At 50.0% G+C, this 14,778-nt stretch carries 11 protein-coding genes; 1 reads left to right on the top strand and 10 read right to left on the bottom strand.

The window, feature by feature from the left end; translation table 11 throughout:
* Nucleotides 1–56: 56 nt before the first annotated feature.
* The 5 genes from B7982_RS02475 to hisS all read right to left on the bottom strand — a co-directional run bounded on the left by B7982_RS02475 (nucleotide 57) and on the right by hisS (nucleotide 7,613).
* Complete coding sequence (locus B7982_RS02475; RefSeq protein WP_088659395.1) at nucleotides 57–608, bottom strand: hypothetical protein; 552 nt, start codon at nucleotides 606–608, stop codon at nucleotides 57–59.
* Between the two features lie 193 nt (nucleotides 609–801).
* Nucleotides 802–2,652 carry an MBOAT family protein gene (locus tag B7982_RS02470; protein WP_085490479.1) on the bottom strand — a complete coding sequence of 617 codons (1,851 nt, stop codon included), beginning with the start codon at nucleotides 2,650–2,652 and terminating at the stop codon, nucleotides 802–804.
* A 27-nt stretch (nucleotides 2,653–2,679) separates the two neighbouring features.
* Complete coding sequence (locus B7982_RS02465; RefSeq protein ID WP_088659394.1) at nucleotides 2,680–4,635, bottom strand: GDSL-type esterase/lipase family protein; 1,956 nt, start codon at nucleotides 4,633–4,635, stop codon at nucleotides 2,680–2,682.
* Between the two features lie 19 nt (nucleotides 4,636–4,654).
* Entirely contained in the window at nucleotides 4,655–6,271 is a 1,617-nt protein-coding gene (locus tag B7982_RS02460) for a hypothetical protein (protein ID WP_088659393.1), read from the bottom strand.
* A 37-nt stretch (nucleotides 6,272–6,308) separates the two neighbouring features.
* Nucleotides 6,309–7,613: a histidine--tRNA ligase gene (gene hisS / locus B7982_RS02455; protein ID WP_088659392.1), complete on the bottom strand. Its 1,305-nt coding sequence runs from the start codon at nucleotides 7,611–7,613 to the stop codon at nucleotides 6,309–6,311.
* Between the two features lie 184 nt (nucleotides 7,614–7,797).
* Between hisS and mdh the strand changes: the two genes are divergently transcribed.
* Nucleotides 7,798–8,739 carry a malate dehydrogenase gene (mdh, locus tag B7982_RS02450; RefSeq protein ID WP_014547218.1) on the top strand — a complete coding sequence of 314 codons (942 nt, stop codon included), beginning with the start codon at nucleotides 7,798–7,800 and terminating at the stop codon, nucleotides 8,737–8,739.
* A gap of 201 nt (nucleotides 8,740–8,940) precedes the next feature.
* Here mdh and B7982_RS02445 read toward each other — a convergent pair whose 3' ends face one another.
* The 5 genes from B7982_RS02445 to B7982_RS02425 form a co-directional block, all read right to left on the bottom strand.
* A complete protein-coding gene (locus B7982_RS02445) occupies nucleotides 8,941–9,882 on the bottom strand; it encodes a T9SS type A sorting domain-containing protein (RefSeq protein ID WP_088659391.1) in 942 nt (313 codons plus the stop codon).
* A gap of 254 nt (nucleotides 9,883–10,136) precedes the next feature.
* Nucleotides 10,137–11,117, bottom strand: a complete 981-nt coding sequence (locus tag B7982_RS02440) for a T9SS type A sorting domain-containing protein (protein ID WP_088659390.1) — start codon at nucleotides 11,115–11,117, stop codon at nucleotides 10,137–10,139.
* 262 nt (nucleotides 11,118–11,379) lie between these two features.
* Nucleotides 11,380–12,357, bottom strand: a complete 978-nt coding sequence (locus B7982_RS02435; RefSeq protein WP_088659389.1) for a T9SS type A sorting domain-containing protein — start codon at nucleotides 12,355–12,357, stop codon at nucleotides 11,380–11,382.
* A 181-nt stretch (nucleotides 12,358–12,538) separates the two neighbouring features.
* Nucleotides 12,539–13,507: a T9SS type A sorting domain-containing protein gene (locus B7982_RS02430; protein WP_088659388.1), complete on the bottom strand. Its 969-nt coding sequence runs from the start codon at nucleotides 13,505–13,507 to the stop codon at nucleotides 12,539–12,541.
* Between the two features lie 8 nt (nucleotides 13,508–13,515).
* Nucleotides 13,516–14,529: a T9SS type A sorting domain-containing protein gene (locus B7982_RS02425; RefSeq protein ID WP_088659387.1), complete on the bottom strand. Its 1,014-nt coding sequence runs from the start codon at nucleotides 14,527–14,529 to the stop codon at nucleotides 13,516–13,518.
* Nucleotides 14,530–14,778 lie beyond the last annotated feature (249 nt).

Genomic DNA, 14,778 nt, shown 5'->3' with positions numbered 1-14,778 from the left:
TAAACTTATGAAAACCCTTGGATGTGCAAAATTCGATAAAAATGGTCAAAAAGTCGCTATTGCGCTTCGCATTTTTCCATGCCTTCGTTGATTTCTTCGAGAGTGTTTTTGAAGGTTTCTTGATAAGACTTTTCGTTGTGTAGGAGGGCCTCAATGTAGGCGTCGTCGATGCGGACTTGGTTATAAACGCTGTAGGTCGATCCGTCTGTTTCGCAAGGAGTCAAATCAGTGGGGCATTCGGGAACACCATATACAGGGGCGTTTCCTAGATGCCCTAAGAGATCCCTGTAACAACCGTTATAGCCGTACCAATAGTCTGGAACATCCTTGTGCTGTTCCTCGAGCTTTTTGATGGCAATTGATGCCGCGTGAGCTTGTGCGTCATAATAGTTGTTGTCGCCATTAATAACATCGCAATATCGATACGAGGGGACACATTTTCCTCTGAGTCCGGTGGTATCCGTTGTTGTTAATTTGGCAAGCTCTTGGTCAATGTCTATAAATGCAGAAGGCTTGTCGGCTGACGTAGCCGAATCGCAGCTAGCCCAAAAGAACGATGCTCCTGAAAGGAACAATTTCCCCAGAATGTTATGAATTTTTTTGAGCATCAAATTTCCTCCTAATTATTTACTATACAAAATAAATTAATGGGATGTAAAGATATGTAAGAATTGACCTCAAAAGCACAGTTTTTTGAGCGTTGTTCTGTGTTTATTTGGATAAATGTATTATATAGAACAATCTAATTGATGAGGCTTGTCTGTAAAAAAAGGCGTGCTTGGCACGCCCTTTCTGTCTGATTTAGAACTGGAAGTAAATGAACGGACAACTGTCTGCGCTCATGAACTGATAAATCACAAAGATGATGAACGCCGTCGCCGCCACCATTCCCGGAATCGGGAGCGATGCAAACGTGATGCGGTAACGAGACTTCACGCGCTTCGGAATCCAGTGGATAAGCATACCAGCGATGAACACGAGGATGATATTGATGTGTTCCCATGCAATCGGGAGAATCGTGTCCCAGCGCCAGGCGGTACCCATCTGGTGCACCATGTTCTTTGCCGTGTTCCATGCGACTTCGTTTGCTTCTGCCGGGTCGAGGTTCGAGCCTGCGCGGAAGAAGAGACGCGTGAACGTGATGAACACAAACGTGAGCGTCACATTCCATGCGGTCGTGAGCCACGGCAATTGTTTTTGGCAGAACAAATGATAAATGATGGTCGAGTAGATGCCCACGAAAAGCACGCCGAACCACACGGCCGTAATGGCGCATATAGGAATTGTGTAGTGCTTGTAGAGAATCGCGCTCAGAGCAAAGAATCCAAGAGCAATCGAGGCGCGGACGGTTGCGCTGCGCTTGACCCAGAGCTTGTTGAACACCTGGCCAAAGCCGTTCAAACCGCCCCAGATGATGAAGTTCCAGCTAGCGCCATGCCACCAACCGCCGACAATCTGCGTTGCCATAGCGTTCATGTTCGTGGTAATCGTCTTGCGGGATTCCGGCTTGAAGTAGGCGAAAATCGCAATGTAGAGGAAGAACACGCCAAGAGCGATGCCGACCCACATGCTGCCAGAAAGGAGAATGGCCACAAGGCTCAAGAATCCCATCCAGAAGAACGTGCCGACGGTTGCGTTCCTGTTACCGCCAAGGGGGATGTACAAGTAATCGCGCCACCAGCTAGAAAGCGAGATGTGCCAACGACGCCAGAATTCGGTCGGGCTCTTGGCCTTGTACGGGCTGTTGAAGTTTTGCGGCAGGCGGAAGCCCATGAGGAGGGCAACGCCGATCGCGATATCCGTGTAACCCGAGAAGTCGGCGTAAACCTGTAACGAATAAGCGAAAAGGGCAATCAGGTTTTCAAGGCCGGTAAAGAGGAGCGGCGTGTCGAAAACGCGGTCCACAAAGTTTGTGGCGAGGTAGTCGCTCAAGATGATCTTTTTGGCAAGACCGTTCAAAATCCAGAACACTGCCATGCCGAAGGCGCGACGGGGGAGGAAATACGGCTTGTAAAGCTGCGGCACAAACTTGTCTGCTCGCACAATCGGGCCTGCCACGAGCTGCGGGAAGAACGAAAGGTAAAAGCCGAAGTTCAAAATGTTGTCTACAGCCTTGATTTTACCGCGGTAAATGTCGATGCAGTAGCTCATCGCCTGGAACGTGAAGAACGAAATACCGACCGGGAGGATAATCGTATCGACGAGCGAGTGCGTGTTGAACATCGCGTTGCTTGCGGCGGCAAAGAAGTTGTAAACGTGGAGCTCAATGCCGGTAAAGTCGTAAAGTGCGTCCAGGAAGAAGTAAGAGTATTTATAATAGCAGAGCACCAACAAGTCGATAATCACGACTATAATCATCAAAAGTTTCTTTTTCCACTTTTCTTCAGCTTTCTCAATCCACTTGCCGATGAAGAAGTTTGCTATCACGCAGAAGATGAGGATGCACACGTAGCTGCCACTCGTCTTGTAGTAGAAGAACAAGCTCGTCGCAAACAGGAACGCGTTGCGGAGCAAAAGCTTGCTGTGGACTAGCGAGAAGATGGCGAAGACGACCGCGAAGAAACCCCAGAAATAGAACTGGGTGAAGAGTAGTGGGGAGTTCGGGTCAAACGCGAATGTGCGGGTCAGGTAGGGGATGATATAGTCAAGCATGATTTTTGGGCTTGTAAATTAGAAAATTTATTTCTTGTCCTGGGCTTCGGGTTTCAGCGGAACTTGAATTTGAGGCTGTGCGGGTTGCGCTGTCTGTTTTACGACTTCAGGCATGGGGACATCTTTATGGGCTGCGGCGGCAATCTTTGGCATTTGCGGAGGGACAACCGTTTTGGCTGGCGTTGTCGCAGGAGCATTTGCGGGTGCGGGGGCGGCGACTTTCGCTTGAATCGTGGCTGCGGTCTTTGCATTTGCCGGAACTCTCGGAGCTTGTGCTGTAGCGGTAGCCGTTGTGGCTGTACTCGAAGCCGTCTTTACCGTTGGGGCTTGCGCCTTCGGGGCTACACTCGATGCAGCCGGAATTGTCTTTGGTGCCGGAGCGGGAGCCGGGGCTGCTGCGGGTTTAGCCTGTGCAACGACCGGAGCTTCGGCGGGGAGGCTTGCAATGTGATCGAAGTAGGCCTGCATCAAAGCCTTGTAGAACATATCGCCGAGCAGCTGGTAGCCAGCGGTTTTGAAGTGGACCTTGTCTTTCTTGGCTAGGTCTGCCTTTTCCCACTTGGCCATGGAACCTAAGCCACCCATGATGGAGAACTTGTCCCAGACACCTGCCTTGTGCTTGTCCGCGAGCATAAAGAATGCCTTGCGTGCGACTTCACCGTTCGGGTGCTGCACGTATTTTTTCTTGCGGACCTTGCGGTAGGAATCGTTGTTTGTCTCGAAAATGAATGCCGTTTTGGGGCTTACCTTGCGGATGCGCTTGATGAGCATGTCGTAATCTTCGCGGAACACCTTGTCATTAAAGACTTCGACGTTCGCATCGTTGATGCCGATGGCGAAAATCACGAGGTCCGGTTTGTAATAGGACATTTCCTTTTCAAAGAGCGGGCATGTTTCTTCAAAGTAGTTCGAAACCTTGGCGCCGTTGATGCCGACGTTTGTGTACGTGATGCCGGGCGCATTGTTCTCTGCCAAGATGCCCGTGAGCGTAAAGTGCGGGCGAGGCGGAACCGTATCTGCGGCAACGGAATCTAGTGCGGCTTGCATGTCTTCGTCGCGGTTCAGGCAGTTCGTGTCGAGAACGTCTTCGCAGTCGCCCTGGAACATCGAGTCTGCGGCAACGGCCTGTGCCATTTGCTGTGCGGCTGGAGGCGTAATGCCGAGCGAATCCATGCGGAGTGAATCGGCGACGCGGGCGAGCGAGTCTGCGCGGGCGACGGAATCCTTGTAGAGCGAGTCCGTGATGAATGCGGCGACTTCGGCCTGCTTGGTCGTATCTGCCCAGCGGAACGCAATCTGGATGGTGTCAATCGGGCGCGGGCTCGTGAAAACGTAGCTCTGGCTAGAGGCATCGAACGTTCCAAAGACGTCCATGGAATCGATGCGGAGCACCGGTTCGACGTCGTTGCTGTCGCTATAGCCGAAAACTCTAAAGCTCGTTTCGCCCCAAATCGGTTCGGTATTGTACTTGTCCAAAAGGAGCGTAATTTCGGCACGCGGGTCGCGAGTGCTGATGGCAATGCCAAGGAGTCCGAGCGGTTTAGTGATTTCGTGCTGGACGTTCTTGTTCTTGTCCCAGATGCCTTTATAATAGCTAGCGTAACTTGCAGGGGTGTTTGTCCTAGCTGCCGAATACGGGAATACGAAACCGCGGCCTGCCGATGCACCCGGATATTCCTTTACCAGGTGTTCGCGGATGCGGCCCGAGATGACGTCTGCCTGCAAGTGCGAACCGCCAATGTGGAGGATGCGCACCTTGCCCCTGTTCTCGAAAACGAGCGTGTCGAGCTTCTTGAAGAACGGCTCGAAACTAGCGCTCCCTTGCGGGAACTGGATGGTATTCAAAGACGTATCGATAAAATCGTATTTCGTAAAGTCAACGTCATAGTAGCCCGGGGTGATTTCCATGTCCTTTGCAGAAACCATGGAGCCCATGCTAACAATGCCAAGTATGGCAGCAATGACGGCAAGCTTTTTCTTCACTTAACACCCCCTCCGGTATTTAAGGATTTAGCTTTTCTTTGTTCAAGTCGATTACTTTGGTCGTGTCGGCATTTGCCTGCTTGTTGTCCGAGAACTTGCGGATGTCCTTAAGTTTCGAATCGTTCAGGTGGTGCCTGTCGCGGAACTGGAAGTAATCGTAGTACATATGGAGTGAAGAGCAGAAGAGGTCGCCCATGTAAGAGGCGCCTTTGCGCGTAAAGTGCACGTGGTCCGTAAAGCCAAGCGGCGGGGACTTCTTGACCCACTTGATCATGGCGTTTTCGCCACCCATCACGCGGTGCATATCCCAGTAGGCAAGGCCGTTTTCAAGAGCCACTTCACGAAGCATCTTGATGGTGATGCCAAGTCCCGGGTATGTTTGCCATCTTCCGTTAATTTGTTTTGCCATGTCGGCTGGACCGATGAACAAAATGTCTGCATCCGGATTGGCTTTCTTGACGGATTGAATTTGTCTGGTAATGAGCTTCTTGCTCCAGTCAAGATTCTTGGGAGTCATGCTCGGAACCATGTTTCCGCCGTATTCCATGATGATGAGTTTGGCGTTCATGGCCTTGTAAGATTCGGCGAGGAGCTGGCTATCGATTTTGTGGAATACCGTACCCGAGCTTCCGCGCATGGCAACGTTATCCACAGCGACACCGTAAGAACCGTCCACAGAAATAGCATAGATTTCTGTACGACCGCTCAGGTAGAGCTTGATATTCGAAGTCGTGTCCGGGAGTTTCCACGTATAAACGTTCAGCTTCGTGAACTTTTCAACAACTGGAGCGGCTGCAGTTTCTTTCTTGTTCTTTGTCTTGATCTTCGGAGAACCGTCAGCGTTTGTTCCAACCTGTTCCATGACCTCATGTTCGTAGGTGAGGCGGAGCTTTAAGCTTCCCTTGTTGCTTGAGAGAACCTTGATGGTGGAGTAGCCACCAACGTGCGGGAACATATCCTTGCGGCCTTCGCGCTTCTTGACGCCGATAACGGCAGAACCGTTGAGTTCACCCACCTGGGCCAATGGTCCATAGCGGTTGTGCGTGGCGTGTTCTTCCTTGGGTCCAAAGATGATGTAGCGCTGCAAGTCGCCGTTGTTCCACTGCGAGGTCGACTGCGACGGAATGTGCATCACGGCGGGGAGCATACCCGGTCCGTTACCGCCAAATTCGGTCTGCAAGTCTTCGCGGATTGTCGACGAGATGCGGTCTTCTTCGAGCTGCGAGTCACCGTAATGGATGACGTGGACAACGCTCGAATCCTTCTGCGCATTCTGGAGGCTCGTGAAGAAGCGGTCAAACCACGTGAGGTCGTTGTTCGGCAGGTCAAAGCGCGTACGGCCTTCTCTAAAGAAGTCTTCGTAGTACTTGAGCGAGTCCGAGAACGCCGCAAATTGCTTTGCCTTGGTCTCTTCCATCATCTGGCGGATGGCGTCTTCCGGGTCGACCTGTTCGACTTTCACCTTGTTTCCGGCGGAGTCCGTCGTTGTTTCGGCCTTCTCGAAAACCTGGGAGAGCTTCGGGTAGCGGAGCGTCGTATCGCCAACATGGATTCCGTCTTCAGGGTAGGCAAGCGCCATCACCCCGAGGACGAGGAACAGAGAAATGATGCTGAGTAATACTTTTACTGGAGTCATGCAGAGATGTCATCCCCGGCTTGACCGGGGATCTCCTTTATGATTTTTTCGATTCGATGTTCTGTTTGCTGCGTTCGATGATTGCGGCAGTGTCGCCCACGTGCATGGTGCCGTCACGGAGGTCCTTGAATTCGAACTGACCGGCTTGGGCCTTGTCACCATCGACATAAACGACGATGCTTGCGCCCTGGTAGTTGGCCTGTTCCAGCTGCTTGCCCATCTTCATGGTGGCGAGCGGGTGAGAAACAGAGTTGCCGTTTGCGCGGAACACCTGGGCCGTTTCGAAAATCTTCTTCATGTCGTTCGTGAAGCTTGCGATGTAGAAGTCCACATGCTGCTTCGGGCTCGGCAAAAGTCCACGTTCGCGGAGGAGGTCGGCGAGCACGACGTCGCCCATGCCAAAGCCAACGCCCGGGATGCGGTCGCCACCGAGCTTTTCGGTGAGGCTGTCATAACGTCCACCGCCTGCGATAGCGCGCATGGATTTACCCTTGTCAAAGACTTCGAACACGATGCCGGTGTAGTAGGCGAGGCCACGCACAATGGAAAGGTCGAGGTTCACGCATTCGCTAAAGCCTGCGGCCGCAAGCGTAGCAAAGAGGTCTTCGATTTCCTTGAGGGCTGCGGTTGCGTTTTCGCTCTTCACGGCGGCGCGCACTTCTTCGATAGACTTGCAGCTCATGAAATCGTCGAGCTGCTTAATCTGTGCTTCGGAAAGTCCAGCTTCGGTAAGAGCCTTGGCGAAAGCTTCCGGACCGATTTTCAAGCGACGGTCAAGAACCGGGTAAACGAGAGCCGGGTTCGGGGCGCCAATTTCTTCGAGGTAGGTGGCAAGGAGCTTGCGGCTCGAAACGCCAATGGCAAAGTCCGCGTCCTTGAGGCCGAATTTGCGGAGCATTGTAGCGATAGAAGCGAGCAAATCAGCTTCGGCGTAGATGCTTTCAGTGCCGATGATGTCCATGTTCAGCTGGAAGAATTCGCGGAGACGGCCCTTCTGAGCCTTTTCGTAACGGAACAGGCGCGGCATGGAGAACCACTTGAACGGCTTCTTGAGTTCGCGGGCCTTCTGGATCACGAGGCGGGCGAGTGTCGGCGTCATTTCGGGGCGGAGAGCAATTTCGCGGTCGCCCTTGTCCTTGAAGTTATAAAGCTGGCTTACGATTTCTTCGCCGGACTTGCCGGTGTAAAGTTCCAGATGTTCAAACATCGGACCTTCGTATTCTTCGTAGGCGAAGCTTTCGGCGACCTTGCGCCAAGTGTCAAAAATATAGTTCTGGATGCGTTCGGCTTCCGGGTAAAAATCACGTGTGCCCTTGGGCAGTTGAGGAATTGCAATACTCATAGTGCGAGCAAAGATAGAAAAGTTACTAGTTAGTAGTTACTAGTTACTATAAAAATGACGGGTTACGATGTGGTTGTCTCCATCTTCGATGATAAAGAAATAACATTGTAACGTTGCCGGTTTTACATTTGTTTTGCTATATTTGACACGTAAAATTTTAAATACCTTAAAAGGAAGGTTAATCATGGCTAGAAAGAAGATTGCACTCGTTGGTGCTGGTCAAATTGGTGGTACAATGGCTCTCGTGCTTGCACAGAAGAACCTCGGCGACGTCGTACTTATCGACATCCCGATGACTCAGGGCATGCCGAAGGGTAAGGCTCTCGACATTATGGAAGGCCGCTCCGTCATCAATTCGTCCGTTGATCTTCAGGGTTCTACTGATTACTCCGCTATTAAGGGTGCTGACGTTGTTATCGTTACCGCTGGTTTCCCGCGTATGCCGGGCATGAGCCGTGACGACCTCCTCGACAAGAACTGCGGCGTTATCAAGACTGTTGCTGAAGCCATCAAGGAAAATGCTCCGGATGCATTCGTAATCGTTATTACGAACCCGCTCGACGCCATGGTCTACAACATGCAGAAGCAGTCTGGTCTCCCGGCCAACAAGGTCATCGGTATGGCTGGCGTGCTCGACTCCGCTCGTCTCGCTTGCTTCGTTGCTGACGAACTCGGCGTTTCCGTCGAAGACGTCAAGGCTCTCGTTATGGGTGGCCACGGCGACACGATGGTCTCCATCATGGAATGCGTCTCTGTCGGCGGTATCCCGGTTTCTCAGCTCATGAGCAAGGAAAAGTTTGCTGAACTTGCAAAGCGTACCGCTGGTGCAGGTGGCGAAATCGTGAACCTCCTCGGTCGCGGTTCTGCTTTCTACAGCCCGGCTACCTCTGCAATCCACATGGCTGAAGCTTACCTCCTCGACAAGAAGAGCGTGTTCTCCTGCGCTGCCAAGCTCAATGGCGAATACGGCGTGAACGGCCTCTACTGCGGCGTGCCGGTTGTCGTTGGTGCAAACGGTGTTGAAAAGATTCTCGAAGTCAAGATGAGCGCCGAAGAAAAGGCTGCTTTCGACAAGTCTGTCGAAGCTTGCAAGAAGAACGCTGAATGGGTGGATGCTCACACGTAATTTAAGAAATGTCATTCCTCTTCGAGGCTTGACTCTGCGGTTATCCAATACGAACGCAAGCGTTCGTGCTGTCTAACCTTGTATGTCATTCCCGCCTCCGAGCGGGAATCTCCTTCTTAGCAAAACAGCCCACGGGTAGTAAACCCGTGGGCGTTTTCTTTTACCCCAGACGCTATTATGGGGCTGCTATCATGTATTGTTTTACTTCAATATAATCTTCTTTGCGAAATTGACGTTTTTCCCGTTGACGTGAATCATGTAGACCCCTGCGTCGAGTGAAGCTAGGTCGAGCGAAGCTGTTGTGATATCGATTGTTCCCCTGACGACAGTTTGACCTTGAGTGTTAATGATATCGACTGCCGCTTTGGATTTGATTCCCATAAAGTTTAGAGTGCGGCCCGCAAGGGTTGCCTTGACAGATGACGCATTGCGAATACTCTTGATGGCATTGCTTCCTTCTGGATCGCAGGCTGTAAATGGTGCGATTTTTTTGATGTTGAAGTTGTAGTCGCCATTGACGGCTTGAATCTTGAATTTGACTGCAACCAATTGCTTAGCTGCTTCTGGACCGGAAATCTTTGTGGCGCCTGTATACCAACTAGGTTGCGTGAATTTAGACCAAGGTATGGCTTTGGTTACAGGGGTTGAGGTTGCTTTAGGAAGTTTGAATACCGGGTTTGCATATTCGATAGTGGCGTCGAATGCTCCGAGACCAAGCTCGAGGTCTGGCGCTATGTCTGACGTGTATGTGATGCAGAGCCCGCCCCAATCCGTAGCATCTCCGGCTTCGGGGTCTCCGTCAAGACCTTCTCCGACAATGTTAAAACCGATGCCAACAAAGGGGTTGTATTTTAATGTGCCCTTAGATAGCGATGCGACGCCACAGACTCCTTTGCAGTGTGTAATGACTGAGTCTAGTGATGTCCCGGTTTCGGTTCTTGTATCTGCAGGCCAATTGACTTTCGATTCACCTCCGTCTCCGTCATCGGCATAACTGAACCAATAACCTGAAGTTTCGGAACCGTTGTCAAGTCCGGTATTGACCTGAGATATTCCTTCTTCGCCGTCCCATGGTTGAAATGTTCCGGCGTATGCTGCGGATACAGCAAAAATGGCTGTTGCCAGCGTGATTGCGTGTTTCATGATTTTCCTCCCTAGTCCAATAGTGGAACTATAAATAAGATATACTCGTTTTGTATAAATGTTCTGAGGAAATATCAGATAAAATGAAAAAGTATGAATTTATTACGAATTGTATTCTTATGATACGTATCATATGTATAACAAAGTCTGTTTATGATACGTTGTGTGCTATATAGCGCATTTGTCATGCCCGCCACTCTCGGTTTCTGTCATCCTGGAGCGAAGCGACGGGATCCATTATATCCCGTGTTGCGTTACTTCAGCACAATCTTCTTTGCGAAATTCACGTTTTTCCCGCTCACGCGCACCATATAAATTCCTGCGTTAAGCGTGGCTAGGTTAAGCTTTGCGGCGTTATTTGTTGCGTTGTTAATGGCGCCCTTCATCACGACTTGCCCAAGGGAATTCAAAACCTCGGCAGTTGCAGTGGACTTGATTCCCGTGAATCCGAGCGTGCGCCCGTTCAGAATTGCATTGACTGCGGAAACCCTGCGAGCGACCTTGATATCGTCCGGTGGTGTGGGGATTCCGCATCTTTCCGGGCATGTTCCATCTTTAGGCCCGACGGCGCAAATTCTGAATTCGTAATCACCTGGTTCTGCCTGAATCTTAAAATGAATTCCGACAAGTTGCTTTGCTGCTGTTTCTCCGTCAAATTTGACTGATCCGTCGTACCATGAAGGTTGCTTAAAGTCGGACCACGACACTTCAATTTTCTTGTCGGTTTTTGATGCCGGAAGGTTTACTGCTGGGTTTGCATAATTCATCGTTGAATCGATGGTATCGCCAAGACCGAGTTCTAAGGATATGTCTGTATCCGATGTGTAGGTCACGCAGAGACCTTCCCAAGCAGAGGCGTCACCTGCGACTAATGTTTTGTCGGTGGAGGATGCTTCTCCGACGATGTTGAATCCCATGCCGGAGAACGGTTTTTGAGTCGATGTGCCGCTATAGAGAGTGGCTGTCCCGCATACTCCTTCACAATGCTCAATAACCGCATCCATATAGTGAGGTTCGCATGAATAATATTCGTGACATGGTTGAACTGGATAAACGATTTTTGATTCACCGCCATTGAAGGAATCATTAAAATCGTACCATATTCCGTAAGTATTGGTTTCGTTGCCTAGTCCGGTTTCTACAGCGGGGACTCCGTCGGCTCCGTTCCATGTTTCGAATGTGCCTGCGTAAATGGCTGACGCAGCGCAAAGTGCTGCTAACGTAATCTTTTTCATCGTAGCCTCCTAAGTCACCCCGGACTGTCTAACCTTTCATGTCATTCCACTTCGTGGCTTGACTGCTGCGGGTATCAAATGCGAGTTCACAAGTGACCTCTCGCTTGATACCCTTGCATGTCATTCCTCTTCGATGCTTGACTTGTTCGCCTCGGATATAGAAACATGCAAACATGTTTCTGCATCGCTCGGCTCCTCTGTCATTCCCGGCGCCTGTCCTCGCTTGACGGGGATGACCGGGAATCACCTTCTCGTATTTGCGTTACCTCAGTACTATTTTCTTGGCGAAATTCACGTTTTTCCCGCTCACGCGCACCATATAAATTCCCGCATTGAGCGCGGCGAGGTTAAGCGTTGCCGCGTTATTCGTGGCGTTGTTAATGGCGCCCTTCATCACGACTTGCCCAAGAGAATTCATCACTTCAGCTGTTGCAGTGGACTTGATTCCCGTGAATCCGAGCGTGCGCCCGTTCAAAATTGCATTGACAGCGGAAGTCCCGCGAGCAATTTGAATCCCTGCACTTGGCATTCCGCATTGTTCTGGGCATGTGCCGTCTTTGGGGCCGACTGCGCAAATGTTAAAACGGTAATCGCCGTCTTCTGCTTGTATCTTGAACCTGACCGTAGCGAGTTGCTTTGCTGCGGTTTCACCGTCAATTTTGACATCTCCGTTGTACGACGAAGGTTGCTTAAAATCGGACCAACTGAAAACCATTCTATTGCTAGTCTTGGAGGCGGGGAGATTGACTGCCGGATTTGCGTAATTGATTATGGAATCGGTAACTTCGCCAAGGCCGAGTTCAAGTTGTATGTCTGCGTCGGAAGTGTAAGTCACGCAGAGTCCGCCCCAAGAAGAGGCATCGCCTGTGACTAGTGTCCAATCTTTTTCTGAAAGTTGTCCGACGACATTGAAACCTATACCCGTAAATGCTGTATGGGGTGAATTCCATTTGTTGAGAATAGCTGTCCCGCACATCCCTTTGCAATCATCGATGATGGGTTCAAGCCAGTATATTGAACAATCTCGGCATGGATCGAGATCCCAATAGACTTTGGACGCGCCTCCCTCACCGTCATCTTCATAGGTGAACCAGAATCCGCTCATTTCTGTTTCGTTGAGAAGCCCGGTTTCAACTCGGCAGATATTGTAAGCGTTTTCGTCTGCACCGTTCCATGTGATAAACGACCCTGCAAAAGTTGATGTTGCTGCGCAAAGTGCTGTCAATAAAAACTTTTTCATCATCGACTCCTAAGTCACCCCGGACTGTCTAACCTTTCATGTCATTCCACTTCGTGGCTTGACTGCTGCGGGTATCAAATGCGAGTTCACAAGTGACCTCTCGCTTGATACCCTTGCATGTCATTCCCGGCGCCTGTCCTCGCTTGACGGGGATGACCGGGAATCTCCATCTCGTATAGCTTTACCTCAGTACTATTTTCTTTGCAAAATTCACGTTTTTCCCGCTCACACGCACCATATAAATTCCCGCATTGAGCGCGGCGAGGTTAAGCGTTGCCGCGTTATTCGTGGCGTTGTTAATGGCGCCTTTCATCACGACTTGTCCAAGAGAATTCAAAACCTCGACGGTGGCTGTGGACTTGATTCCCGTGAATCCAAGCGTGCGCCCGTTCAAAATTGCTTTGACTGCGGATGTCCCACGAGCAATTTGAATCCCTGCACTTGGCGTTCCGCATTTTTCTGGGCATGTGCCGTCTTTGGGGCCGACCGCGCAAATGTTAAAATGGTAATCGCCGTCCTCTGCCTGTATCTTGAATTTGACCATGGCGAGTTGCTTTGCTGCGGCTTCACCTTCGATTTTGACGGCCCCGTCGTATGACGAAGGTTGCTTAAAATCGGACCAACTGAAAACCATTCTGTTGCTAGCCTTGGAGGCGGGGAGATTGACAGCCGGATTTGCGTAATTGATTGTGGAATCGGTTGCTTTACCAAGGCCGAGTTCAAGTTGTATGTCTGCGTCGGAAGTGTAAGTTACGCAGAGTCCGCCCCAAGAAGAGGCGTCGCCTGTGGCATAGGAAAAATCTTCATATGAAATTTGTCCGACAACACTGAAGCCTAAACCTATGAAAGGTGTGTAGGTTAATGTGCCTTTGCTGAGCATAGCTGTTCCGCACAGCCCTTTGCACTCCAAGACGATGGGTTCGAGTACATGTGGTGGTAGAGGATCTGTATAGACGTCCCAACGGACTGCTGACGCGCCTCCATCACCATCGTCTCCGTAGGAGAACCAGAATCCGCTCGTTTCTGTTTCGTTGCCAAGTCCTGTTTGAACTTGGTCGTTAGCATATTCATCGGCTCCGTTCCATGTGATAAACGGCCCTGCAAAAGTTGATGTTGCAGCACAAAGTGCAGCTAACGTAATTTTTTTCATATTTTGCGTTACCTCAGTACTATTTTCTTTGCAAAATTCACGTTTTTCCCGCTCACACGCACCATATAAATTCCCGCATTGAGCGCGGCGAGGTTAAGCGTTGCCGCGTTATTCGTGGCGTTGTTAATGGCGCCTTTCATCACGACTTGTCCAAGAGAATTCAAAACCTCGACGGTGGCTGTGGACTTGATTCCCGTGAATCCAAGCGTGCGCCCGTTCAAAATTGCTTTGACTGCGGATGTCCCGCGAGCAATTTGAATCCCTGCACTTGGTGTTCCGCATTGTTCTGGGCATGTCCCGTCTTTCGGGCCGATGGCACAGATGTTGAAATTGTATTCGCCTGGTTCCGCCTGAATTTTAAAGTGTACGGCGGCAAGCTGTTTTGCTGCCGTCTCGCCGTCGATTTTAACGGCTCCATCGTACCATGAAGGCTGTTTAAAGTCGGACCAGTTGACGACGACTTTGTTTCCGTATTTTCCGTTGGGCGATAGAATGTTTGGAGCTTTTGCCGCGGGAAGTGTTACTGTTGGATTTGCGTAATTGATTGTTGAATCGACGGTTTCACCAAGACCGAGTTCCAAGGCTATATCTGTGTCTGACATGTAGGTCACGCAGAGCCCGCCCCAGGCTGATGCATCACCAATATCTGGCGCTGGGTTTGTTTCTGAGGTTTCGCCGACAACATTGAAGCCCACACCGACATACGGATCGTGTTCATAAGATCCTTTGTCTAGAAACGCTGTGCCAGCAAGGCCTTTGCATTCCTCGATGACGGGCTCTAAAGATTGATTTGAGTAAAACAAATCTGTCGATACAGGCCAAGCGATTTTAGATGTTCCCAAGTTGTTGTTATCGTTGTAAGAATACCAGTAGCCTTCTGTTTCGAGTCCATTGCCAAGACCTGTATGGATTTGAAAGTCTAGATAGAATTCTTCAAAAATTTTGGCTACATCCCAGGTTTTGAATGAACCTGCGTAAACGACTGACGTTGCGCAAAGTGCGACCAACAAAGATCTTTTCATAATCCACTCTCCTAATCAAACTTACCCAACATAAAATATAATTAATTTGGGTGCGTTTTATATTAGAAAAATGTTTCAAATAAATGAATAATTTCACGAGAATAAACTGCGTAAAACCTAAATGATACGCTTTGTATTATATGGCTGTTGCTGATTGCTTAAACTGTTGACTTTTAATTTATAGAAATGTAGATTATTTTCTGTTTTTACTCTAAAAATACGCGATGTCATAAATAAATATGTGGACTT

Origin of the sequence: Fibrobacter sp. UWB2 (assembly GCF_002210425.1) — a bacterium.
GTDB classification, from domain to species: domain Bacteria; phylum Fibrobacterota; class Fibrobacteria; order Fibrobacterales; family Fibrobacteraceae; genus Fibrobacter; species Fibrobacter elongatus.
Note: the sequence above shows the minus strand (reverse complement) of the source record. Positions and strands in the feature narration are given on the sequence as shown.

Excerpts from the sequence above, each read along its gene's own strand:
- mdh (WP_014547218.1), top strand. The coding sequence starts at position 7,798 with ATGGCTAGAAAGAAGATTGCACTCGTTGGTGCTGGTCAAATTGGTGGT.
- B7982_RS02425 (WP_088659387.1), bottom strand. The coding sequence starts at position 14,529 with ATGAAAAGATCTTTGTTGGTCGCACTTTGCGCAACGTCAGTCGTTTAC.
- B7982_RS02430 (WP_088659388.1), bottom strand. The coding sequence starts at position 13,507 with ATGAAAAAAATTACGTTAGCTGCACTTTGTGCTGCAACATCAACTTTT.
- B7982_RS02445 (WP_088659391.1), bottom strand. The coding sequence starts at position 9,882 with ATGAAACACGCAATCACGCTGGCAACAGCCATTTTTGCTGTATCCGCA.
- B7982_RS02470 (WP_085490479.1), bottom strand. The coding sequence starts at position 2,652 with ATGCTTGACTATATCATCCCCTACCTGACCCGCACATTCGCGTTTGAC.
- B7982_RS02440 (WP_088659390.1), bottom strand. The coding sequence starts at position 11,117 with ATGAAAAAGATTACGTTAGCAGCACTTTGCGCTGCGTCAGCCATTTAC.
- B7982_RS02475 (WP_088659395.1), bottom strand. The coding sequence starts at position 608 with ATGCTCAAAAAAATTCATAACATTCTGGGGAAATTGTTCCTTTCAGGA.
- B7982_RS02460 (WP_088659393.1), bottom strand. The coding sequence starts at position 6,271 with ATGACTCCAGTAAAAGTATTACTCAGCATCATTTCTCTGTTCCTCGTC.
- hisS (WP_088659392.1), bottom strand. The coding sequence starts at position 7,613 with ATGAGTATTGCAATTCCTCAACTGCCCAAGGGCACACGTGATTTTTAC.
- B7982_RS02435 (WP_088659389.1), bottom strand. The coding sequence starts at position 12,357 with ATGAAAAAGTTTTTATTGACAGCACTTTGCGCAGCAACATCAACTTTT.